This is a genomic window from Allopontixanthobacter confluentis, assembly GCF_009827615.1.
Classification (GTDB): domain Bacteria; phylum Pseudomonadota; class Alphaproteobacteria; order Sphingomonadales; family Sphingomonadaceae; genus Allopontixanthobacter; species Allopontixanthobacter confluentis.
On sequence record NZ_WTYU01000001.1, the window covers coordinates 344,752 to 368,887 of the forward strand.

At 59.0% G+C, this 24,136-nt stretch carries 18 protein-coding genes; 6 read left to right on the top strand and 12 right to left on the bottom strand.

Annotated features, from left to right (window positions below; translation table 11 throughout):
* Positions 1-11: 11 nt before the first annotated feature.
* Entirely contained in the window at positions 12-791 is a 780-nt protein-coding gene (gene tatC / locus GRI44_RS01570; RefSeq protein WP_160599633.1) for a twin-arginine translocase subunit TatC, read from the top strand.
* Between the two features lie 236 nt (positions 792-1,027).
* On the opposite strand, the gene GRI44_RS01575 is transcribed toward tatC, so the two are convergent.
* The 3 genes from GRI44_RS01575 to GRI44_RS01585 form a co-directional block, all read right to left on the bottom strand.
* Entirely contained in the window at positions 1,028-1,258 is a 231-nt protein-coding gene (locus GRI44_RS01575) for a hypothetical protein (RefSeq protein ID WP_160599634.1), read from the bottom strand.
* A gap of 334 nt (positions 1,259-1,592) precedes the next feature.
* Entirely contained in the window at positions 1,593-3,281 is a 1,689-nt protein-coding gene (locus GRI44_RS01580) for an amidohydrolase (protein WP_160599636.1), read from the bottom strand.
* A complete protein-coding gene (locus GRI44_RS01585) occupies positions 3,281-4,180 on the bottom strand; it encodes an NAD(P)-dependent oxidoreductase (protein ID WP_160599638.1) in 900 nt (299 codons plus the stop codon). The genes GRI44_RS01580 and GRI44_RS01585 overlap by 1 nt, the downstream gene beginning before the upstream one ends.
* Positions 4,181-4,280: 100 nt before the next feature.
* On the opposite strand from GRI44_RS01585, the gene GRI44_RS01590 reads away from it, so the two are divergent.
* From GRI44_RS01590 to GRI44_RS01605, 4 genes are all read left to right on the top strand, one after another.
* On the top strand, positions 4,281-5,537 hold the full coding sequence (locus tag GRI44_RS01590; protein ID WP_160599640.1) for a threonine ammonia-lyase: 1,257 nt from the start codon (positions 4,281-4,283) through the stop codon (positions 5,535-5,537).
* A gap of 152 nt (positions 5,538-5,689) precedes the next feature.
* The gene (locus tag GRI44_RS01595; protein ID WP_160599642.1) at positions 5,690-6,535 is read left to right on the top strand and encodes an arginyltransferase; all 846 of its coding nucleotides are present in this window, start codon (positions 5,690-5,692) and stop codon (positions 6,533-6,535) included.
* Positions 6,471-8,774 (top strand): autotransporter assembly complex protein TamA, encoded by a 2,304-nt coding sequence (locus GRI44_RS01600; RefSeq protein ID WP_232842944.1) that lies wholly within the window; start codon positions 6,471-6,473, stop codon positions 8,772-8,774. Before GRI44_RS01595 ends, GRI44_RS01600 begins: the two co-directional genes overlap by 65 nt.
* Positions 8,774-13,006, top strand: a complete 4,233-nt coding sequence (locus GRI44_RS01605) for a translocation/assembly module TamB domain-containing protein (RefSeq protein WP_160599644.1) — start codon at positions 8,774-8,776, stop codon at positions 13,004-13,006. The genes GRI44_RS01600 and GRI44_RS01605 overlap by 1 nt, the downstream gene beginning before the upstream one ends.
* A gap of 76 nt (positions 13,007-13,082) precedes the next feature.
* Here GRI44_RS01605 and GRI44_RS01610 read toward each other — a convergent pair whose 3' ends face one another.
* The 3 genes from GRI44_RS01610 to GRI44_RS01620 all read right to left on the bottom strand — a co-directional run bounded on the left by GRI44_RS01610 (position 13,083) and on the right by GRI44_RS01620 (position 15,433).
* A complete protein-coding gene (locus GRI44_RS01610; RefSeq protein WP_160599646.1) occupies positions 13,083-13,652 on the bottom strand; it encodes a fasciclin domain-containing protein in 570 nt (189 codons plus the stop codon).
* Positions 13,653-13,672: 20 nt separating this feature from the next.
* Positions 13,673-14,677 carry a hypothetical protein gene (locus GRI44_RS01615; RefSeq protein ID WP_160599647.1) on the bottom strand — a complete coding sequence of 335 codons (1,005 nt, stop codon included), beginning with the start codon at positions 14,675-14,677 and terminating at the stop codon, positions 13,673-13,675.
* 165 nt (positions 14,678-14,842) lie between these two features.
* Positions 14,843-15,433: a lysozyme gene (locus GRI44_RS01620; RefSeq protein WP_160599648.1), complete on the bottom strand. Its 591-nt coding sequence runs from the start codon at positions 15,431-15,433 to the stop codon at positions 14,843-14,845.
* A 175-nt stretch (positions 15,434-15,608) separates the two neighbouring features.
* On the opposite strand from GRI44_RS01620, the gene GRI44_RS01625 reads away from it, so the two are divergent.
* On the top strand, positions 15,609-17,270 hold the full coding sequence (locus tag GRI44_RS01625) for an FAD-dependent oxidoreductase (RefSeq protein WP_160599649.1): 1,662 nt from the start codon (positions 15,609-15,611) through the stop codon (positions 17,268-17,270).
* A 24-nt stretch (positions 17,271-17,294) separates the two neighbouring features.
* Here the strand turns inward: GRI44_RS01625 and GRI44_RS01630 are convergent, their stop codons facing one another.
* From GRI44_RS01630 to GRI44_RS01655, 6 genes are all read right to left on the bottom strand, one after another.
* A complete protein-coding gene (locus GRI44_RS01630) occupies positions 17,295-19,046 on the bottom strand; it encodes an alpha/beta hydrolase family protein (RefSeq protein ID WP_202386114.1) in 1,752 nt (583 codons plus the stop codon).
* Between the two features lie 132 nt (positions 19,047-19,178).
* Positions 19,179-20,588: a type I glutamate--ammonia ligase gene (gene glnA, locus GRI44_RS01635; RefSeq protein WP_160599650.1), complete on the bottom strand. Its 1,410-nt coding sequence runs from the start codon at positions 20,586-20,588 to the stop codon at positions 19,179-19,181.
* Between the two features lie 105 nt (positions 20,589-20,693).
* The gene (locus GRI44_RS01640) at positions 20,694-21,032 is read right to left on the bottom strand and encodes a P-II family nitrogen regulator (protein WP_160599651.1); all 339 of its coding nucleotides are present in this window, start codon (positions 21,030-21,032) and stop codon (positions 20,694-20,696) included.
* 280 nt (positions 21,033-21,312) lie between these two features.
* Positions 21,313-22,266: an N-acetyl-gamma-glutamyl-phosphate reductase gene (argC, locus tag GRI44_RS01645; RefSeq protein ID WP_160599652.1), complete on the bottom strand. Its 954-nt coding sequence runs from the start codon at positions 22,264-22,266 to the stop codon at positions 21,313-21,315.
* A complete protein-coding gene (locus GRI44_RS01650; RefSeq protein ID WP_160599653.1) occupies positions 22,263-22,625 on the bottom strand; it encodes a hypothetical protein in 363 nt (120 codons plus the stop codon). Before GRI44_RS01650 ends, argC begins: the two co-directional genes overlap by 4 nt.
* A gap of 74 nt (positions 22,626-22,699) precedes the next feature.
* Positions 22,700-24,094 (bottom strand): leucyl aminopeptidase family protein, encoded by a 1,395-nt coding sequence (locus GRI44_RS01655; protein WP_160599654.1) that lies wholly within the window; start codon positions 24,092-24,094, stop codon positions 22,700-22,702.
* Positions 24,095-24,136: the final 42 nt, after the last annotated feature.

Sequence of the window (24,136 nt, forward strand, 5' to 3'; positions counted from 1 at the left end):
CGGCATTGCATATGCGTGATATTGACGAAACACAGGCGCCGCTGCTCGACCATCTGATCGAGCTTCGCGGGCGGCTTGTGCGCTGCGTATTGGCGCTCACCATCGCCTTTGCGGGGTGCCTTTACTTCGCTGACACGATCTTGGGCTTTCTTGTCCGCCCATTGACAGAAGCCTTTCCCAAGGGGGAAGGGCAGCTGATTTTCACCCAGTTGTATGAAGTGTTCTTCGTTGAACTGAAGGTCGCATTGTTTGCAGGTTTCTTCATCAGCTTCCCGATCATTGCCAATCAGCTATGGGCATTTGTCGCGCCGGGCCTCTATGCCAAGGAAAAGAAGGCATTTCTGCCGTTTCTCATTGCCACCCCGGTGCTGTTTGCTGCGGGTGCATCGCTGGCATATTTTGTGGTCATGCCCACCGCTTTCAAATTCTTCCTTGGATATGAAGGGAGCGCGGGCGGATTGAAGGTAGAAGCACTGCCATCTGCCGGCGATTACCTTTCACTGGTCATGCAGTTCATTCTGGCCTTTGGCATCAGTTTCCTGCTGCCTGTTCTGTTGCTGCTTTTAAACCGCGCCGGAATTGTGAGCAGGCAGAAATTATCCGCTGCGCGCCGTTATGTGGTGGTGCTGGTTGTTGCCCTTGCGGCGGTCGTAACGCCGCCGGACCCTGGATCCCAATTGATCCTGGCGATCCCGCTTCTGCTGTTGTTCGAAGCGGCGCTTGGCATCATGTGGCTGACGGAACGGCGGGCTGCAAAGGTGGCTGCTGAAGAGCAGGTAGCTGCTGACTAACTCAGCTCTGGTGGGCCTACGGGTTTAAGCAATGCCAGTTTGGTTGAAATAACTGGTCCGTTTAAGCTTCGGGTTATTTCCGGCGGAGTGAAGCGCGTCCTGCGATTTACCAGACGATTGGGCTACGTTTGCGTAACCATCCACAAAGCCGCCACTAATCAAGCAATTCAGACGAGCATCGGGCACAAAAAAACGGGGCCGTAAGGCCCCGTTTTAAAACTCAAGCAATCAGGCGATTATGCGCTGACTGGATCTTCGTCGCCACCGTCAACAGCGATAACGATCGCAGCGATAACAGCTGCAGCAGCCAGAATCGCGAGAATGACGCCGGAACCGCCACCGCGAAGTTCGCTTTCGCTTTCAACGGGTGCAGAAACATGCGCTACAGGCGCAGAAGCCTGGGCAAGTGCTGGCGAAGCAGCGAGGGAAACAGCTGCAGTTGCAGCGAGCAGTGTACGGAATTTCATCGAATCGTCTCCTTGGAGCTCTCTAACTTATGTTCAAACTCAACGCCCATCTAGGGCACTCGACTTTGGGTGGCAAGCCCAAAATTAATACCAAATGATCGTTATGTGACCGAAAAGCCTCACCATAACTGGCACTTAGTCCCTAATCGTAAAGCAAGCGGATAATTGCCGCAAAATCCTAGCCGCGACCGCATGACATCTGACGTGCCTTGGACCTGCGATAGGGCGTCAGGGTTTAAAGAAGGTTAATGGGCAATGAAAACCGCCAATTGGCAACGATCTGGTGCAAATTTTCGCTAGCGAGCCTCAATTGGGTCATCACCCGTTTTGCGCATTAACGCTCCGTCTCTGGCGTGGTCCGGTCATACACCCGGCGGCCACCAACCCATGTTTGCAACACTTTCGTTTCCCGTATCGCTTCGGGGCTGGCCATCATGAAATCGCGATCGACCAGGATAAAATCTGCGCGTTCGCCTTTGACCAGCCGGCCGAACCGTCCTTCGCCAAAGCCTGCAAACGCCCCGCCATAGGTAAAGGCGTTGAGTGCCTGTTCCCGGTTGACGCGTTCCTGCGGCTGCCAGCCGCCAAATGGCTGGCCTGCGCCATCCATCCGCGTGAAAGAAGCAGCCAGACCGGCGAATGGATCAACCGATTCGACCGGCGCATCCGAGCCGAAAGCCAGTGGAGCGCCAGCGCGCGCAATGCTGTTCCATGCATAAGCGCCAGCCAGCCGCCCTCTGCCGAGGCGGGCTTCGGCCATGGTGCGGTCTGATGTCTGATGCACAGGCTGCATCGACGCAATGATGCCGTGTTTACCGAAAAGCGCCAGTTCAGCAGGGTCAACAATCTGGGCATGTTCGATCCGCCAGCGGCGGTCACCTGTATAGGTGCCGGACAATTCCTCGATGGCTGACAGCACTTCGGAATTGGCCCCATCGCCAATGGCGTGAACGGCGATCTGAAACCGGTCGAGGGCCGCGCGGCTCATCAGATTGCGAAGTTTTTCCGGCATTGTAAGGGCCAGCCCGCGATTGCCCGCATCATCGGCATAAGGTTCCTTGAGCCATGCCCCGCGCGAACCCAATGCGCCATCAAGATAGAGCTTGACCCCGTTCAGCCGCAGTCGGTCCTGATAAAGCCAGGGGGAAGGGCCGGGCCCGCCAATCAGTTCCATCGCCTCGACCCCGCCTGCATAGGCCATGATGCGGACATTCAGCCAGCCGCCATCGCCAGCGCGGCGATAGGATTGCCAGTCCTCGATCGAAGTGCCCATGTCAGCAACACCGGTGATGCCGCTGCGCAGCAGAATTTCCTGTGCCTTTTGCAGCGCAAGGTCGCGGTCTTCCGGCCGCGGGGCTGGCAGTTTTGCAGCGATCAGCGATTGGGCACTGTCGACAAAGACCCCGGCAGGCATTTTCGAATTGGCCAGTTTTTCAATCCGGCCACCGGCAGGGCTGACGCTGCTGGCATTTACGCCGGCCAGCTTCATTGCCGCGCTGTTGGCCCAGCCGGCATGGCCATCCACCCGTTCCAGCCACACCGGGCGATCAGGCACGATGGCATCCAGCTCTGCGGCGGTGGGGAAACGGCCCAGACCCCATTTTTCCTGGTTCCAGCCGCGCCCGATAATCCAGCGATTGTTGGGATTTTGCGCCGCGTAAGCCGCAATTGCGGCCTGCGCTTCGGCAAGCGAACCGGTCTGGGACAAATCCAGCGTCAAAGCGCCAAAACCAATCCCCATTACATGGGCATGCGCATCAATAATGCCCGGCATGACAAACTGCCCCTTGCCATCGAGCAGGAAATCCACCCCGCTTGGCCGCCGGTCACCGCGCTTCAAGACTTCCTTGATCGTGCCGTCATCATCAATCCACAAACCGGTGAAGCTGCCGACCTTGCCGTTTTCCAGCATGGTGGTGCCTTGCACATTATCGACCAGCGTATCCGCCAGAGCAGGGGCAGACAGGGCCGGTGTCAGGCATGCAGCGGCAACGGAAAACAGGGCGGCGTAACGAATTTTCATCAATTTTTTCCTTCGGGCAGTCGGCGGATCAGGGCGCTGGTATCCTGACGGCCACCACCCATCTGCTTAATGTCAGCGTAAAAACTATCGACCATTTCTGTAACAGGAGATGAAAGGCCAAGCCGTTCGGCTTCTGCCAGCGCATATCCCAGATCCTTGCGCATCCAGTCCACTGCGAAGCCGAAATCGAACTCGCCTGCAACCATGGTCGGCCAGCGGTTTTCCATCTGCCAGCTTTGCGCAGCGCCGCCCGAGATGGCTTCCAGCACTTTTTCCGGGTCAAGTCCGGCCGCCACTGTCAATCGGATTGCTTCGCTCAGTCCGCCCAGAATGCCGGCAATGCACATCTGGTTGGCCATTTTGGCTGTCTGCCCTGCGCCGCATGCACCCACATGAACGATGCGGGCGCCATAAGCCTGCATGACGCCGCGCGCCCGTTCGACATCGGACAGAGCGCCGCCGCACATGATGGCCAGCGTGCCATTTTCAGCACCGGCCTGCCCGCCCGAGACAGGTGCATCCACCGCGGAAAAATCCCTTTGCGCGGCATTGTCCGCCAGCTTTCGCGCCATATGGGCTGAAACCGTGGTGTGGTCGATAAACAATGCGCCCGGCCTTATCGCGCCAAATGCGCCCTCATCAGCCAGAGTGACCCCGTGCAGATCTTCGTCATTGCCAACGCAGGTGATGACAATGTCCGCGCCTGCAGCTGCCTGTGCGGGCGTTTCTGCAATATTGGGCGCAAAGCCCTGATCGTGCTGCCTTTGCGCCCACGCATCAGCGCGTGACCGGGTACGATTATAGGCGGTAATCTGATGCCCGGCGCCAAGCAGATGCCCTGCCATCGGCCCGCCCATCACACCAAGCCCGATAAAACCGATTTTGAAATGTTCATCCATATCCGCCGGATTAGGCAAGATTTCGCGCAAAGCAAATCCTTACCCCAAAGAACCCAACACCTGTTTCATGGCGCGCCCAATTGCCTTACCGATACAGGCCATGAGCCACAGCAGTCCCACGACAAGCCCTTCCTCCTCGTCCATCGACAGTCTGACGATCGATGATGTGCGCGCCGCTGCGGACCGGATCAGGGGCGCAGTGGTCCACACGCCCACGATGCACAGTATTACGCTGTCACAGATTACCGGCGCGGAAATATGGCTGAAATTCGAAAACCAGCAATTTACTGCGGCCTATAAGGAACGCGGCGCGCTCAACGCCTTGTTGATGATGGACGAAACCCGCCGCAGCCGCGGTGTGATTGCCGCATCTGCCGGCAATCATTCGCAAGGGCTGAGCTATCACGGGCGGCGGCTGGGCGTGCCGGTGACGATCGTGATGCCGCGAACGACCCCCACCGTGAAAGTCATGCAGACCGAAAGCGTGGGCGGCAATGTCGTGCTGGAAGGTGAGACTTTCGACGATGCCTACGCCCACGCCCGCAAGCTGGAAACGGAAATGGGGCTGACCTTTGTCCACCCCTTTGATGATCCTGATGTTGCTGCCGGGCAGGGCACCGTGGCCCTGGAAATGCTGGCTGACGTGCCTGACCTTGATTGCATCGTCACCCCCATCGGCGGCGGCGGGCTGATCTCGGGCATGGCCACGGTTGCCCGCGCCTTGAAGCCGGAAATGCAAGTCTACGGGGTGCAGGCGGCCCTGTTCCCGTCCATGTATGCGAAGGTCCGGGGCGAAGAACTGCCCTGCGGCGGTGATACGCTGGCCGAAGGGATCGCCGTCAAATATCCGGGCGAATTTACCGCGCGGGTGATTGCCGACCGGGTCGATGAAATTCTGCTGGTGGACGAAGCGGCGCTGGAAAAGGCTGTTTCGCTCCTGCTCCAGATCGAAAAGACCGTGGTTGAAGGCGCGGGCGCTGCGGGGCTGGCGGCGGTGCTGGCGCATCCGGAAAAATTTGCCGGACGAAAAATCGGCCTGGTTCTGTGCGGCGGCAATATCGACACGCGGTTGCTGGCGAATGTCTTGCTGCGTGATCTGGCGCGGTCGGGCAGGCTGGCGCGGTTACGCATTACCTTGCAGGACCGGCCGGGTTCGCTGTTCAAGGTGATGAGCGCGTTCCACGATCACAACGTCAACATTATTGAAATCTATCATCAACGCATTTTCACCAACTTGCCCGCCAAGGGTCTGATAACCGACATAGAATGCGAAGCGCGCGACCGGGAGCAGCTGGATGCGCTGGTCGCTTCGCTGCGGGCAATGGGCTATGTGGTGAACCCTGTGGAACTCGACTAGGCGGCTGGAAAGAAGTTGGAAACTGTGCAAAATAAAGAAGGCTTAACCACGTTTAATGGTTAAGGACCTTTTACTGAGCGGTTAGTGAGAGCATAGTCACTCCAGATCGCGATCCCGCAGCGATTCCACGCCGAGAGGACTTCGAAAAAGCCGTGACGGCCCCCGTACGCTTCCCCCGCTTCTTCGTGACTGCGCCTGCGCCGTGCCCGTATCTTCCGGGCAAGAGCGAACGCAAGGTGTTCACAGAACTCAAAGGGCCGCACGCCGACCAGCTGAACGAAGCGTTGGGCCGCATCGGTTTTCGCCGCAGCCAGACCGTCGCCTACCGGCCCAGCTGCACCAATTGCACTGCCTGTGTATCGGTGCGGGTCGTTGCCGGCGAATTCCAGCCCTCTGCCACCCAGCGCCGCAATCTGCGCCGCAACAGCGATCTGGTGATGACGGAATGCCGGCCCTGGGCCACGGAAGAACAATTCGAACTGCTGCAGAAATATCTGGGTGTGCGCCACCCGGGCGGCGGCATGGCCACGATGGATGAAATTGATTATGCGGATATGGTGGAACATACGCCTGTATCCAGCTACGTCATTGAATACAGGGAACCATCCGATGGTGCAGAACCAGGCCGCCTTGTGGGTGCCTGTCTGACTGATCGGCAGGATGACGGGCTGTCGATGATCTACAGCTTCTATGATCCTGAACATGAGGCACGATCAGGGCTTGGCAATTATATCATCCTCGATCACATCCGGCGGGCAGCAGAACAGGGCCTGCCCTATGTCTACCTTGGCTATTGGGTCGAAGGATCCGACAGGATGCGATACAAGGTTCGCTATCGCCCGCTGGAACGCCTCACTCGTGATGGCTGGCAGCGCATGGACAGCGGCGAACAGTCGCGGCTTATCTCCACTGCATCAGGTGCCGCCATCAGGGATGCAGACACTGTATCCGGCCCTGCCAAGGACGGCACGCAGGACCAGTATTCCATTACCGAATAACGCTCCGCCGTCACGCCGCAGCCGGTGCGGCATACTGGCCGCCAGCTTTGCCTTCAATGTCGCGTTCAGCGCGGCATTTGTGTTTCTGCTGGCCGCCCCGCGCCCGCTTGCCGCGCAGGATATGCAGGCCCCGCAGCGGCTGGAAGACCTGATCCCCGATGCTGCGGTCGAAGACCCGGAAGCATGGGCAGGCAATGGCATTTCAAAGGAAATAGATCAGGAAGATGACGGCTATGCCGATCTCGACCCTGATTCGCCGCTGGCAGAAATGGCCGGGCTGGACGACCCCCTACCCGACGAAGCAGAAGAATTGCCCCAGCTGGCTCCGCTCGAACCGGATGAGGATATCCGTTTTGCCGAAGTGGAGGGCGTTGAAGATCAGGTCGGGCCGGTTCTGGCCGATGCCCGGATCGAAGCTGTGGGCGCGGAATTATCGCTCGCATTTCCGGACGAAACCGCAGCTTTTCCGATGCGCGAGGAATTTGTCGACCGGTTCAAGTCGCTTTCCAAGATTGAAGAATTGTCCAGCGATGAAGCCAGCATCGCGCAGGTTGCCGCCCGCGCACGGCAGGATCAGGAATTGCTGCGCCAGTTGCTCGACGTGTATGGCTATTACGATGCGCAGGTTCTGCGCACGCTGGACGGCGCGCAGTCTGCTGTCGAGAGCGCCAAGGCCCAAGGTGATGCGGCCCAAAACGCTGGGCCCAGAAGCGCAGGTGGTGAACCCACTGTGCGGTTTGACATCATCCCCGGCGCCCGCTTCCGCTTTGGCACGGTCAATCTGGGCCAATTGGACAAGGCGCCCGATCATGAAAGCCTGCGCGCCGCTTTCGGCATTTACCCCGGCGATCCCATGTCCAGCGATGCCATCATCCGCGAGCAATTCTCGCTCGACACGGCGCTGGGCGAAACAGGCTATCCCTTCGCCGAAATAAACGCACCGTCATTGCTGGTGGATCATGCCCGCTCTCAGGGCGACCTGACGATGATTGTCCTGCCTGGCGGCAAATATGTCTTTGGTGATGTGAACAGCGACCTGCCTGATTTTCTGTCCGGCAGGCATTTGCAAAACATTGCCCGGTTTGATGCCGGCGATACTTTCAAGCGCAGCCTGATGCTGGATTTGCGGCGGGCAATTGTGGCCACTGGCCTGGTATCCTCTGTCACGCTGACCCCGCGCGAAGTCACCGCGCCCACGGCCGGCCAGCCGGGCGTGGTGGCGCTGGATGTGGGGCTGACCAAGGCGCCGCTGCGCACGATTGCAGGCGCCATCGGCTATGGCACCGAAGAAGGTTTCCGCGTTCAGGCAAGCTGGGAACATCGCAACCTGTTTCCGCCCGAAGGGTCATTGCGGGTGCGCGGTGTGATGGGCACGCAGGAACAGCTTTTCGGCGTCACCCTGCGCAAGAACAATTTTGGCGGAAGGGACCGTATTGCCACGGCCGATGCCTATATTTCTTCGCTTGATACAGCGGCTTATGCCGCCGACACGGTGGCACTGCGCGGCACTTTCGAGACTGTGTCCACGCTGTTGTTCCAGAAACCGCTCAGCTGGGCAGTCGGGGCAGAGATTCTGGCAACAGACGAACGCAACCGCATCATTTCCGGCGTGCCGAGGCCGCGGCAGACCTATTTCATTGCCTCTGCCTTTGGCGAAGCGACCATCGATACATCAGATTCGCTGCTTAACCCGACGCAGGGTTTCCGTTTGCGCGGGTTTGTCGCGCCGGAAATTTCGCGCACCGCCAATCAGGATTATTTCTATGTGCGCGCGCAGGTCGATGCCAGCAAATATCAGCAGGTCACAGACAATGTCGTGCTGGCAGGCCGGGTAAGGGGGGCCACCATCAAGGGCGCGCCGTTATTTGCCATTGCACCATCGCGCCGGCTTTATTCCGGCGGCGGCGGATCACTGCGCGGATATGGCTATCAGGCGGTTGGGCCGAAGAATGATTTTCTCGAGCCTGTTGGCGGGCGTTCGCTGGTGGAAATTTCCGCAGAAGCGCGGGTGAAAACGGGTTGGTTCGGCGGCGCCTTATCGGTCGTCCCGTTCCTGGATGCAGGGTCGGTGTCGATTAGTTCCACCCCGGATTTCCGCTTTATCAAATATGGCGCGGGGATCGGGGTGCGGTACGAATCCGGCTTTGGCCCGCTGCGGGTGGATGTGGGCGTGCCGTTGAACCCGGATGAAAATGACAGCCCGCTTGCTGTCTATGTATCGCTGGGTCAGGCGTTCTGATGGCTGACGAACCGCGCATCGAAGACGCGCACGCGGTGCCGGAAACCCACGCCGTTGATCGTCGCTCGTCAAAATCGCTGACGCGGCGCGCGGGTAAATGGCTGCTGCGCGGCTTTGCCGTGGTGGCGGCGCTGATCATGGTGGCAGTAGCGGTTTTCAACGGGCCTATCGGGCAACGCTTTGTCACAGACCAGATTGCCAAGGTGGCCCCGGCATCGGGCCTGCGCATCCAGATCGGCCGGATTGACGGCAATCTGTATGGCAAGGCGGTGCTGCATGATGTGGTGCTGTCAGACCCCAAGGGCAAATTCCTCACCATACCGACGGTCGACCTGGATTGGCGCCCGCTCAGCTGGTTCACCAGTGGCCTTGATATCCGGAAACTGGTGGCCAATCGCGGAACCTTGCTGAGGGTGCCTGAATTGCTGCCCGGTGATCCTGAAGCCCCGATCCTGCCTGATTTCGACATTCGCATCGACAGGTTCCAGATTGTCGATCTGACCATTGCCCCCGGTATTGCCGGTGACAAGGCGCAGAAGGTCAATCTTGTTGCCCGAAGCGACATCAAGGCGGGCAAGGTCTATGTGAAACTGAACGGCACATTGGGCAAGGAAGACCGCCTCTACGCCCTCATCCATGCCGAGCCGGACAATGACAAATTCGACGTGGATGTCGATTACCAGGCACCCAAAGGCGGCGTTCTGGCCGGTATTCTGGGCACAGACAGCGCGTACAGAGGCATCGTGACCGGTGCGGGCAGCTGGACAAAATGGCGCGGCGCCTTGCTGGTCAAACGCGATGACGCCCGCGTTGCCGCCTTTCGCATCCTTAACCAGTCGGGCAAATATACGCTGATCGGTCAGGCAGACCCGACGGGCATTTTGACCGGCCTGCCGGCAGATGCGCTGGGTAAAAAGGTATTGCTGGTGGCCAAAGGCACGCTGGTGGACAGTGTGCTGGACGGATCGGTCAACCTGCAGGGCCGCGCTTTCCGGGCGCTGGCTAATGGTTCGGTGGATCTTGCAGGCAATGCTTTTGGCGGGCTGAAAGTGGACGCCATTCTCACTGATCCGGCTCTGTTCGGGCAAAATCTCCGGCTTGAAGATACCAGAATTGCTGCCACCCTCAACGGGCCTTTCCGCAATCTGTCGATCGTGCATGATCTTGAAATCGGCACGCTTGTGTCAGGTAAAATTACCGCCACCAACATCGTTCAGAAAGGCACTGCCCGGTTTGACGGCACGCGCTGGACAGTGCCGCTATCAGGTCAGGTGGCCAGAATTGCGACAGGCAATGGGTTGATTGATCCGCAATTGGTGAACGGCCGAATTGGCGGTGAAGTCATGCTGTCGGGCAATCGGCTGCTGTCGGATAATCTGGACATACGCTTCCCCGGCGCCAGCGCGCAGCTGGCCTTGCAGGGTGATCTGGCGCGCAGCGCCTATGTGCTGGCAGGCCCGGTAAAACTGTCGAAACTAGCGCTGAAAAATGTCGGCACGGTCAATGCCGATGCCAATATATTGTTCAAGATTGCCAGGGGCGCGCCGTGGACCCTGTCGGCCGATATCACGGGCGCTATTCCTGCTGTGACCAATGCCACGCTGGCCAATCTTGCCGGGCCAGCCATTGCCTTTCGCGGCGGCATCGCGCTGGGCGCTAATGGGCCCATTGCATTTCGCAGGCTGGTGGTCGGCGCTGCCAAGCTGCAGATGAACCTCGATGGTCGCATCACTAATGGTACAACCACGGTTGCAGGCAGCGGCAGGCATACACAATACGGGCCATTTACGGTCGAAGCCTCGGTCGGCACGGCTGGCCCCAATGCCGTTCTGGTCTTTGCCAGCCCCCTTCCGGCAGCAGGCCTGGAAAATGTCCGCGTTGCCATCTCGCCCACCAGGCAGGGTTTTGCGATTGAAACAGAAGGCGGGTCGCTGCTGGGGCCATTTGCCGGCCAGTTGGACCTGTTTTCACCGGCAGGCGGGCCAACCCGCATCGCAATAAACACGCTCGATATCTGGAAAACCTCAGTCTCCGGCGATCTTGTGCTGGGCACTGCAGGCGCTGCTGGCACGCTGGCGCTGGCAGGCGGCGGGCTTGATGGGACAATCACGCTGGTCCCGCGCGGGGGCGGGCAGGCGTTTGATGTGGATGTTCGCGCCCGCAACGCCACATTTGGCGGCGCAACCCCCATTTCCATCGCCCGGGCTGACATTGAAGGAAGCGGCCTGTTCGTGTCGGGCAAAACAGTGCTGGATACGCGCAGCACCATTGCCGCCAGCGCCTTTGCCGAAGGGGTCAGCTATGGCCGCCTGTTCATCGGCAAACTGGCCGCCAAGGTCGATCTGGTGAATGGTGAAGGCCCGGTTACCGCATCGCTTTCAGGCAGACGCGGCAGCCGTTTCAACCTGCAACTGACCGGAAACCTGGCGGCAAAGCGCGTGTCGCTGGCCGCGCGGGGCGATTTTGCGGGCCGGAAGATTTCCATGCCGCGGCGCGCAATTCTGACCAAACAGAGCAATGGCGGCTGGATTTTGCAGCCCACGCAGCTGTCCTATGGCGGCGGCAGGGCGATTGCGGAAGGTAGCTTTGGCGGCGGCGGCCCGACTGCGCTGGACGTGAAACTGGCCGATTTGCCGCTGTCGCTGATCGATATTGCCATTGCCGACATGGGCTTTGGCGGGACGGTTTCAGGGCTGGTGGATTATCGCGCAGCGCCGGGGGGTGTGCCATCTGGCACGGCGCGGGTGCAGGTGAAGGATCTGTCCCGATCAGGTCTGGTACTGTCGTCCAGAAATATTGATCTGGCGCTGGTCATGAAGCTGACCGCCACCCAGTTGCAGACGCGCGCTGCCATTACCGAAGGCGGCCAGCGGCGCGGCAGGTTGCAGGCCAGCATTACAAATCTTCCCCCCTCGGGCAATCTGATGGCGCGGATGCAGCGCGGCCGGTTGTTTGCCCAATTGCGTTTCAAGGGGCCTGCCGATGCACTGTGGCGGCTGGCCGCAATTGAAGCATTTGACCTGACAGGCCCGCTATCTGTGGCCGCAGATTTCACCGGATCATTGGCTGATCCGCTGGTGCGCGGATCGCTTGCCAGCGACAATTTGCGAATGCAGAGCGCATTGTCGGGAACAGATGTGCGTAATATCACCGCACGGGGCAAATTTTTCGGATCCCGTCTGCAACTGACCGGCTTTAGCGGAACCACGCCCAATGGCGGCACGGTATCAGGCAGCGGGACGGTGGATCTGAAAGACCTCGGCACGCGCGGTCCTGACCTGGATATCAGGCTGGCCGCCAAAAATGCGCGGATGCTGAATGCTGCCGGGCTGGATGCCACGGTCACCGGGCCGCTGCGGATTGTTTCCAACGGGGTGGGGGGCACCATTGCGGGGCGTTTGGATGTGAACCGCGCCAGCTGGAAACTTGGCACCATGGACGGTGCCGATGCCTTGCCACAAATCCGCACGGTGCGGATCAATGTGCCTGCCGATATTGGGCCCAGCGCAGCGCCGCGGCAGCCGTGGCGCTATTTGATTGATGCCCGCGCCCGCAACCGGGTGAATGTGGATGGGATGGGTCTCGACAGTGAATGGGCGGCAGATGTCATCATTCGCGGCACCACGGCAGACCCGCGCATTGGCGGCGAAGCACGAATGGTACGCGGTGATTACAGTTTTGCCGGCACGAGGTTTGAACTGACGCGGGGCCGTATCGCCTTTGACGCAAACCTGCCGATTGACCCGCGGCTGGACATTGTTGCCGAAGCGCAGAGCAACGGAATTGATGTGGCAGTCAAGGTTCAGGGCAACGCGTTGCAGCCGGAAATCTCCTTCTCGTCCACGCCGCTGCTGCCAGAAGAGGAGATTCTGGCACGCTTGCTGTTTGGTGGGTCCATTACCGAACTTTCGGCTACAGATGCATTGCAACTGGGCGCGGCGCTGGCCAGTTTGCGGGGCGGGGCGGGGGTTGATCCGATCAACCGGCTGCGCACCGCCATCGGGCTTGATCGCCTGCGCATTGTCAGCGCGGACCCGGCATTGCGGCGCGGAACAGGGGTGGCGCTGGGCAAGAATATCGGGCGCAGGTTCTATGTCGAGATTATCACCGATGGCCGCGGTTATAGCGCCACCCAGGCGGAATTCCGCATCACCAGCTGGCTGTCGCTTCTGGGCAGCATCTCCACGGCGGGCCGGGAAAGTCTGGTGGCTGAAGTGAGCAAGGATTATTAAAAAAAGGCCGGACATTCTTTCGAATGCCCGGCCCCGTATTTTCGTGGGTTAAAAGCGTTACGTCAGGCGTCAGCCGTCAGCCGTTGGGGCCGCTTTTGACGAGCACTGCGTCCACCTTGATAAGCGATCCGTTCGCAGCCGTAATGGCTGGCTCGATTATGGTGGCAGCAGAACCGTCAGAACCCTTGACCATAACTCTGTCACCTTCCTGCGAAAAAGTGACCGAGTTCGATCCCATAGTGCGCATGGTGACAGGACCGCCCTTGTCAGCAATGGCGGTGCGGATCGCGTCAACGGTCAGTTCGCCCGGTATCAAATGATCCCGAAGCACCGCGACCATCACGGCTTTCTGATCGTTTTCCATCAGGGTTTTGCCAGCATCACCCAATTTGGCGAACGCCGCGTCATCAGGCGCCAGTATCGTATAGTCACTAGTGCCGTCGAGCAGGGTGCTCAGACCGGTATTGGTTATCGCACCTGCCAATGTGCTGTGTCCTTCCAGACCGGTAATATTGGCTGCCAGCGTTTCATTGGAAACAGCCTCTGCCTCCGCTTCCCCGGTCTCTGCCGCCTGATCGTTACAAGCGGCCAAAGGGACCATGCCGACGCAGGCGATTGCCGTCAAAATCGGTTTGAGACGCATCATTTTCATATATCCTGTGGCCATTAGAGGATCAGTTCAATTGCAGCTGCAACAAGCTGCGTCTTTGGATCGATCTGATAGACATAGCCGTCAGAATAGCGATAATTTGCCTGCGGTGTGTCATAATACCGGTCGCGGTAAGCCGTCGGCACATTGTATACATCATAACCCGATGGCGCGCGCTGGCCGATGGAGAAATCATCACCCGTCAACAAGGCCACAATCGACGAAATTGCCGTTGTTTCGGGATCGACCCGGTAGATCACATTATCCGCGTAGCGGTAAGAATCCTGCCCGCCCAGATTGTAGTAATCGACATAATAATCGGGGGCCTGATAGGACTGATAATTGGTCGGCCAGGCACTGCCCAGGCTCAACGCGCCGCCCAGCAGGGGGATGTAACTGGACACGCCGCCATTGTTGCCCATGCGCAGCAGATAGCCCTGATCGTAAAGGTAACGGCCATTACCGAGCGATGAATAGCCGAAATAGTCAGGCTGGTAATATTGCGCGCCGCCTGCACCCTTTTTCGCAAGGCCTGGTGGTGTGCAACCATTTCGCTTTTTCGCAAGACCGGGAGGGCAACCATCGATCATTTCGCCGAACCGGACGCCATCACGCATGTCATTAGCGTTCCGGATCCGCTGGTTGCGATCATCACGATCATTCCGGCCGTAATAGTCGCCACGATCGGAGGTATTTACCCGGTCACGCTTCGCATCAGCCTTGGCATTATTCTTGTATGCCGCGCCATTTCCCTGACGCGAGGATGCTGATTTTTCAGCTTTCTGGACATTTTTGGCCTGAACATTTTTTGCGCCAGAATTGTGATTCTGAGCTTTCTCAGGCTTGCGATCCTGGGCCTTTTGATTGCCGCGGTTTTCACCGCCTGAATTGCCGGTGGCTTTCTGGGATTTTTCCGAAGCGCCGTTTTTGCCATTACCGTTACCATTGCCCTTGCCGGGATCGGCATTTGCCATGGTGGCGGTCATCGCAATCACGGCTGCTGCTACAACGAACTTACGCATTATCAATCTCCTGTTGCCTCTACAACGGCGCGGGATCGATTCGGGTTCCTCTCATGCCTGAGATGAAAGGTTTAAAGCGCTGGTAAAGTGCCATGAAAGCGAGGGCCGTGAAGGGCGGAATGTGGGTGCGACGATCTGAGGGCCGCCAACCCTCAACACCGCATGTCAGCTCTGGCAATATAGCGCCGCTTCTGCAGCCCTTCGCCTGACCAGACCTGCCATCACGCGGCCTGCAGCCTTGTTCCACCGGCCAAATTCCTTCGCTGCACCGGAGAAATTCCCCGCGCAGTGGAGTCTGGTCAGCGTGGCCCGGCGGATGGCGCCTGTATTGTAGTGGAAGCTGACCATTGCATCGAACTGATTTTGTGTGGTGGCCGCATCGCCCAGCGCATTGCGCACATCATCGCTGTAACGGCGCAGGTCAGTTTCCAGCCGCCGGTCGCATTCCTCCATGGTCCAGATTGTGCCCGGCGCAATATCGGCGCCGGTCGCTCCCCATCCTATCGTGAAAGGCGCGCCGCCACTGGCCGGGTCGGGATAGGCTTCAACCATTCCGTCTGGCCGCACTTTCGCGCAACCTTCGAAATGCTTGATCAAAACAATTCCGGCATCGCCAATACTGGTCGGGCAGGGCAGAGGCTCACCTTGCGGCAGGCTTGCGCGGCTGATTGCAGCATCCAGCGCCGATATTTCGGCAGGTCTGAAGCCGCGGCCCAGCAGGCGGCGCACTTCGTCGAAAATAGTTTTGCGGTCCATTGGCACCGGCCCTCATTCCAAGCGTTAGGGCAGATGGCATTAGGCAGATTGGCCCGCTGTAGGAAAATGGTTTCTATCGGCAGTCTGCACTACTAACACGCTGGCCAGCAGATTTGTTGCTGGCAGGCAGGCGGTTAAAACAGGTCTGTAATCAGCCCCTATTGCGGAGACGGCAATGCAATTCCCATGGCAAACCGGCACCAGCCAGAGCGAGCTTGACCAGACCGCATGGCCGGACATGGACGATGATCTGCTCGAAATTTTTCGGCAATCGGGCGAACAATGCGACGTGCCGGAAGGCCATGTGCTGTTTGAAGTGGGGCAGGAAAGCTACGATCTTGTGGTGCTGGTGGCTGGCAAGCTCAACATAATCGACCGCACGGTGGACCGGCTTGCCGCCCATATCGACAAGCCGGCCTTCGTGGGCGAACTGGGTATGCTCATGAACCAGGGGACATTTCTGGCGTGCGAGGCTGCTGAACCATCCACGGTTATTATCGTGAAGCAGGCCAGGCTGGCGGAACTGGTGGCCACCGTCCCCGAAGTTGCCGATGTGGTGGTGCCGGCCTTTGCGGCGCGCCGCCGGATATTGATCGAGGATGGCCGCGGCGGACTGACGCTGGTGGGCCATGAAAAAGACCCATCGACCAATGCGCTGCGGGCATTTCTTTCGCGCAATAAAATCCCTCACCAATTCGTCGACCGCGATGATGCAGCAGCAATGGCTGACGTGCGTGAGAATTGCGATCTGCCGGATAGCGAATCCGTGGTGATAACGGGGGACGGGCACGTTCTGGCTGATCCTGACACCAGTGAAATGGCGCGTGCACTGGGCCTGTGGCTGGATGTGGATACGCAATATACTTACGATATGGTCGTCATCGGCGCTGGGCCATCGGGCCTTGCCGCAGCAGTTTATGGCGCGTCTGAGGGGTTGAATACGCTGGTGGTGGAAGATTCCGCCATCGGCGGCCAAGCCGGAATGTCCAGCAGGATCGAGAATTATCTGGGTTTCACAACCGGAATTTCAGGGGCTGATCTGGCCTATCGCGGCGAGATACAGGCGGTAAAATTCGGGGCCAAAATTGCCATGCCGCGCCGCGCCACGGCCTTGCGCGAAGGGGTATGCCGCGAAGATACAGGCGTGCGCTGCCTCGAAGTGGATCTTGATGGCGATGTGACTGTCCATACCCGGTCGGTCGTTCTAGCCAATGGCGTGCAATACAGGCGTTTGCCGCTCGACCGATTGCGCGAGTTTGAAGGCGCAGGCGTCTATTATGCCGCCACCGAACTGGAAGCACGCTTTTGCCGCAAGACCAATGCGATAATCGTGGGCGGCGGGAATTCCGCCGGACAGGCCGCAATGTTCCTGTCGCGCCATTCCAGTTGCACCCACATCGTTGTGCGCAATGGCGGGTTGGCGGAAACCATGTCGTCCTATCTGTCCGACCGGATCGATAGCGACGAGAGCATAGACCTTGTGACGCATAGCGAAGTGGTGGAATTGCATGGTGACAAACACCTGGAAGCGGTGACCTTGCGCAATTGCGATACCGGTGAGGAAAAGCGCATTGAAACGCGCGCGCTATTCATCATGATTGGTGCGGTGCCCTATACAAAATGGCTGGATGGTGCGCTGGATCTGGACGATCAGGGCTTTGTCAAAACCGGCGCTGCCGTGGGGCAGGAAAACGGGTTTGCAACATCCCTGCCCGGTGTATTTGCGGTGGGCGATATTCGCTCAGGATCGGTCAAGCGCGTGGCTTCTGCCGTGGGCGAAGGGTCGGTCACCGTGTCGGCTGTTCACCAGTTCATTGCCGGCCTTACCCTGACATAGGTCTGCTGGTGTCAACCGTGCCCGTCAAACCTGGGTAGCTGTTCCTGCGACGACATAGAGCGTTACCAGGATACCGACGATTATCGCGCCCGGGCGGTGGCTGTTGGTGCGCTGCCATGCAAAAATGGCGATTATGGCGATGGCTGCCAGCACTGGCACAAACTGGATCGCGATGACGGTGCTCAGTGGATCAAAATCCGTGATGAGCGACCCCGTGGTGAAAAATATCCCGTAAATCAGCCCCAGCATGACGATGAAGCCGCCGGTCATGGTGAAAATGGCTGACACATAACGCATGGCGGGCCGGTCATTTGCGACTGTCATTGCGGCGCATAATGTCCGCAGGCTGACCATGAAGGACAGGGTGAGCGGGATGATGTAAATTGCCGCGATACCCCATTGCCGGATGCTGGGCAGTTTTACTGCCACAACCCAGAAGCGAAAATCGGTCTGGAACAAAATATCGGTCAGCAGCAGGGCCAGATAGGCAATGCAGGCGGTTGCTGCTGCAATCGCGATGGATGGCAGCCAAGCTGCAGGGCTGGCCTTGTCCGGCGTTCGGGAAAATCGGCCAATCAGCAAGGACAGCCCGGCCACCAGCAGCGCCCATAGGGTAATTTGGGTGGTGACTGCCTGCGGCAAAAACGGGGAAGCGGGCAGCAGGAAGAAAGCGGCGATGAATGCGGGGAAGAACAGGAGCGCTGGCACCGACGTGTTGAGCGCAAATCTGCACCACCAGATCCCACCGCGCGCGTTCATTGCAGGCACGGGGTCAGCCTTAAGCTGCGAAAAATACGGCAGTTGCAGCAGCATGGCAAAGCTGCCCAGTGCCAGCATGACAAAGCCGATCAGGCCAACACCTGTGCCGACTTCTTTCCAGATCCAGCGCTGGTTGCCCGCCGGAAGCGGCTTTCCCCCTTTCAGTGTCGCCGCAAACCAGTCGATTGCGCGGCCAATTGAATTGGCGGAAAAATGATTGCCGGGGTGGGTGGTGGCAGGCTGATACAGAACCCGCGCAGTGCCTTGCGGAATCGAGCCATAAAGCTGCCCTTCGATGACTTGGCCGTCAGTGCCGAAAACCGCCTGCAACTTGGGGCTGGATGCAACATCAATCGCACGGTCGGCATTCCACATGATCTTTGAAAATTCGTCATATTTGCTGAATACCAGCGCCAGATTGCGCGGCCATGCAATTGATCCGTCCTGCGCGAACGGCGCGCCGGTGGATGACCCTTCCAGCACCATGGAGCGATAGGCATCGGGCATGGCCGCGGCTGCCGCCAGCACGGTCCAGCCGCCCATACTATGGCCTTCAAGACCGATCTGATCAGTATCGACCATCGGCAGTGACCGCAGATAGCGCAGCCCGTCCGGCCCGCCAAACCCGTTGGAAAATGCCGGGCCGCCGCTATAGCCATGGCCCGTCTGGTCCAGCGCAAGCACGACATAGCCGCGCCGGGCAAACTCAATTGCGAATCCATCCTGTGTCTCGCGCGAGTTGATGTAGCCGTGGACCGCCAGAATGCCGGGCGCGGGTGTGTCCCGCGTCGCGCTGGCAGGCACATAAAGCAGGGCGCTCATTCGCGTTCCGTCGGCGCCGGCAAAGCGGATGTCGCGGACGGAAATATCGTCAGATGTGCGGATCAGATGCGCCAGAAGGGCGCCCGCAAGGATGATGGCCAGCCCCGCCAGCGCCAGCCAGCCGCCTGATGCGAGTGAGAACTGCGAATTTTCACGACCTTGTGTGCCTGCCACCAACTGCCCCCTCATCCCCATGAAGCATCAGCCTAACCCAGTCCTGCCGGAATAGCCATCTGGCATGGCGCAAAGAAAAGGGCGCCCGGATAATATCTCCGGACGCCCGATTTTGTGGTCGTTTTTGGGCCTTTTTCTCGGCCCGTCGTCAGATCAGGAGCTGTAATACATATCATATTCAACCGGGCTGGGGGTTGTTTCCCAGCGGGACACGTCTTCCCACAGCAATTCGGCATAGGCTTCGATCTGGTCCTTGGAGAACACATCGCCCTTGAGCAGGAATTCGTGATCTTCTTCCAGCGCTTCTAGTGCCTCACGCAGCGAGCCGCATACGGTTGGCACTTCGGCCAGTTCGGCTGGCGGCAGATCATACAGGTTCTTGTCCATCGCTTCGCCCGGATGGATCTTGTTCACGATCCCGTCGATACCGGCCATCAACAGGGCGGAGAATGACAGATAGGGGTTAGCCAGCGGATCGGGGAAGCGGAATTCCACCCGTTTGGCCTTGTCGCCCGAACCGTATGGTATCCGGCACGAAGCAGAACGGTTGCGCGCTGAATAGGCCAGCAGCACCGGCGCTTCAAAACCCGGCACCAGCCGCTTGTAGCTGTTGGTGGTCGGGTTGGTAAACGCATTCAACGCCTTGGCATGTTTGATTACGCCGCCGATGTAATAAAGGCAGGTGTCGGACAGGCCGGCATAGCCATTCCCGGCAAAGGTTGGCTTGCCGCCATCCCAGATGGACATGTGGGTGTGCATGCCCGAACCATTATCATCCTTGATCGGCTTGGGCATGAAGGTTGCGGTTTTGCCGTAGGCATGGGCAACCTGATGCACGACATATTTGTAGATCTGCATGTTGTCGGCAGTTTCGAGCAAGGTGGCAAAAGTGACACCCAATTCGTGCTGCGCTGATGCCACTTCATGGTGGTGCTTGTCGCAAGGCAGGCCCATTTCCAGCATGGTCGCAACCATTTCACCGCGAATGTCGACCGCGCTATCAACCGGTGCAACCGGGAAATAGCCGCCCTTGGCGCGCGGACGGTGAGCCAGATTGCCGCTTTCATATTCGCGGCCGCTATTGGTCGGCAGTTCGATATCGTCGATGCGGAAGCCTGACCCTGCATAGCCATCTTCAAAGCGCACATCATCGAACATGAAAAATTCGGCTTCTGCGCCCACGAAGATGGTGTCGCCAAGGCCGGTGGTCTTCACAAACGCTTCAGCACGCTTGGCAGTGGAACGCGGATCGCGGCCATACAGATCGCCGGTCGATGGTTCCACGATGTCGCAGAACATGATCATCATCGGCGTGGCACTGAACGGGTCTGTATAAACCCGGTCCAGATCAGGGCGCAGGATCATGTCGGATTCGTTGATCACCTTCCACCCGGCAATCGACGATCCGTCGAACATCAGGCCGTCTTCCAGTTCATCTTCGCCCAGAATGCCGGCCACCATGGTGAGGTGCTGCCATTTGCCCTTGGGATCGGTGAAGCGCAGATCCACCCATTCGATTTCCTCGTCCTTGATCTGCTTGAGGACTTCTTTCGCAGTCGCCATGTCTTTACCTCTTGAAATTCCAGGGCTGGATGGATCACCGGCTGCGGCCCGCCCCTTGCGGCCGCCCAGACGGATTATGAAAAACTGTTTACAGGCGCAAACGCCTCAGATTGCGTCATTATCCTTTTCGCCCGTGCGGATACGCAGGGCGCTTTCGATCGCGGTCACGAAAATCTTGCCATCGCCGATGCGGCCGGTTTGCGCTGCCGCGGCAATCGCTTCGACCACGCGTTCGGCAATTTCATCGTTCACGATCACTTCGAGCTTAACCTTGGGCAGAAAATCCACGACATATTCCGCGCCGCGATACAATTCGGTGTGGCCTTTCTGGCGGCCAAACCCTCTGGCTTCGGTCACGGTAATTCCGGAAACGCCGATTTCGTGAAGAGCCTCCTTCACTTCGTCCAGTTTGAACGGCTTGATGATCGCTTCGATCTTTTTCACAAACAATGGCCCCTACGCATCGGGCCGGCGCTGCAGGTGCAGGCCGGACTTCTCGAAATTTCTGCCTCGCGCGTATCAATCCAAGAATCGTGCCAAGGCGTCAAACAGCAGCCTAACGCATAGAACGTCCACGCTAAAGAGCGCATTTGGGTGGCTTTGGATCGTGAAGAATTTGATTGTCAGTCAGGGGCATGCAGTTAAGCACATGCAGGCTGAAGTGAAATTTGCTCAAAAATCGGGCGATGCCTGCCTAAAAATCAGGCAGTGATGTGGCCTGCGATTACAGCGCCAGTCCCGCCGCTTCCGGCAGCCCAGATAGGAGATTGAGCGATTGCACGGCTGCGCCGCTTGCGCCCTTGCCCAGATTATCCAATCGGGCAATCAGCCGCGCTTGCGCATTGGGGCCGGTTTCGCCGTTACCGAACACAAACAATTGCAGCCCGTCCCACGGCGCTGCATCCTTGTGCAGCAGCAACTCGGCAGGCGGATGATCCGCCGGCGCAATGCTGACAATGGGCGACCGTGCATAGAATTCTGTCAGACAGTCGCGCAGATCATCGGCATTGGCGGCCATATTGCCCGACACCTGCTGCATCACGCCAAGGGGGAGCGGCACATCCACCATCATCCCGCGATGGGCATCAACGACTGCGGGCGAAAACACCGGCGCATGGTCCAGCCCGGCATAATGCTGCATTTCGGCCAGATGCTTGTGCCCCAGACCAAGGCCATAGCCGCGCCAGGCAATATTCGGGTCTTCCAAGAACCGGTCGATCAGCGCATTACCGCCGCCCGAATATCCGGACACCGCATTGACGCTATAGGCCCAGCCGGCTGGCAGCAGGCCCGCTTTTACCAAGGGCGCAATCAGCGCCAGAAAACCGGTGGGATAACAGCCGGGGTTCGATATGCGCTTTGCCCTTGCCACTGCATCACGCCCGACCAGTTCGGGAAAGCCATAGGTCCAGCCGTCCATCACGCGGTGGGCCGTGGATGCATCGATGACACAGGTTCGGTCATTGGCAATCATCGCGGCGGCGTCGCGCGCGGCATCATCGGGCAGGCACAGGATTGCAACGTCGCAATCATTGATCGCGTCGCGCCGTGCGGCGGGATCCTTGCGCTGGTCATCGGGCAGGGTGATCAGGCTGAATTCAGCCCTGTCTGCCAGACGGGTGCGAATTTCCAGACCGGTAGTGCCTGCGCCGCCGTCGATAAAAACGGACGTGGTCACTGCTGCGGTGCGGCCAGTGTGCTGGCTGGCACATAGCCAGTGGGGCCATCAGGCCCGCAGCAGCCCCATGCCCATGCAGCGGCGCCCGTTCCGGTAAAATCCATCACTTCGAAATAGCTTCCAGCGGCCAAGGTGGTGACCGTTTCGGCATCATCACGCGGGGCCAGTTTCAGTTCGACATCCGCGCCGCCAATTGGGCGGGTCTGGGGCACGACATAATGTGCGACCAGAAATTTGTCGGCCAGGGCAATATGCGCCAGATCGCCCCTGATCGGCAATGTGCCAGGCTTGGGGCGCACGACCGGGCCATCGAGGGCCAGCAGACCTTCGGGCAGTTCGTATGTGCCAGCTTTATTCACCTGTCTATCATGCCTCGTTCCTAGCGATGGGCGCGCTTATACGCTTCAGACCTTTCGGGCAAGTTTCCCAACCTTCAGCTGTGTTTTGCGCCGAATTTTTCCTGCACCATCCGGAAAGCTGCCCGAAGGCCATAAGCTGCACCGCCCTTGGGCCGGCCCGGTTTTGCCACCGGACGCCACGCGAATGTATCGAAATGCGCCCAGTCGATCCCTTCGCCCACGAATTTATCGAGGAAAAGGCCCGCCACGCTGGCCCCGGCAAAGGCATTGCCATGCGCATTGTTGGTATCGGCAATGTCCGATTTCAGCCATTCGACATAGGCTTCGGGCAGCGGCATCCGCCATGACGGATCGTCGCAGCTGGTGCCTGCATCAATCAGGGCTTTTGCGGTCTCGTCGCGACGAGTCATCAGTGCCGGATAATCCGGCCCCAGCGCCACCCGCGCCGCGCCGGTCAGCGTGGCAAAATCGATAATCAGGGCGGGGTCTTCCTCGCTCGCCCTGGTCAGCGCATCGCCCAGCACCAAACGGCCTTCGGCATCGGTATTGCCGATTTCCACTGTGAGACCCTTGCGGCTGGACAGCACATCGCCGGGGCGGAAGGCATTGCCCGATATGGCATTTTCCACTGCCGGAACCAGCAGATGCAGGCGCACGGGCAGATGTGCGCCCATGATCAGTTCTGCCAGGGCAAGCGCATGGGCAGCGCCGCCCATGTCTTTTTTCATCAGCAGCATGCCGGAGGATGATTTTACGTCCAGACCGCCGGAATCGAAACACACGCCCTTGCCGACAATCGCCAGCCGCGGTGCTTTTTCGTTGCCCCATACCAGCTCGATCATGCGCGGCGAATGGCTGCGCGCAGCGGCGCGGCCCACTGCATGCACCATCGGAAATTCGCGTTCCAGCGCATCACCCTGCGTGACTGTCAGCTGCGCGCTGTATTTTTTGGCCATGGCAGCGGCAATGTCTTCCAGCGCAGCCGGGCCCATGTCCTCAGCAGGCGTATTGACCAGATCGCACACCAGATTGACTGCGCGCGCTTCTGCCAGTGCCTGATCAATGGCTTTGACCTGCTTGGTCAGCAAAATGCGCGGCCCAACCAGGTCGTTTTCGGACTTGTAGCGGGTAAAGGCATATTGGCCGGTCTGCCAGCCATGCACAGCAGGGCCAGGCTCGCTGCCTTCGACACGATAGGTGCCGGCGGGCAATGTTTCTGCCAACTTGGCAAGGCACCAGCTTGAAAGTTCGTCAGGATTGGCAACGCCGCCAACGGCGAACCAGCCATCCCCATCAGGAACGATGCCGACCTGATATCCGCTGCCATCAAATTTCTGCGCTGCCAATGCGGCGCGCTGCCCGCCCGACAGGGTCTTGGCCCAGCTTTGGAAACTGTCCTTGCTGACGAGGTGGATGGCAATGGCTGGCTGATCTCTGTCAGGCTGAATCAATTCATGTTTGTCGTTCATGCGAATGTCTTTACACGTCATGCTGAGAATTTCACGCGGAGA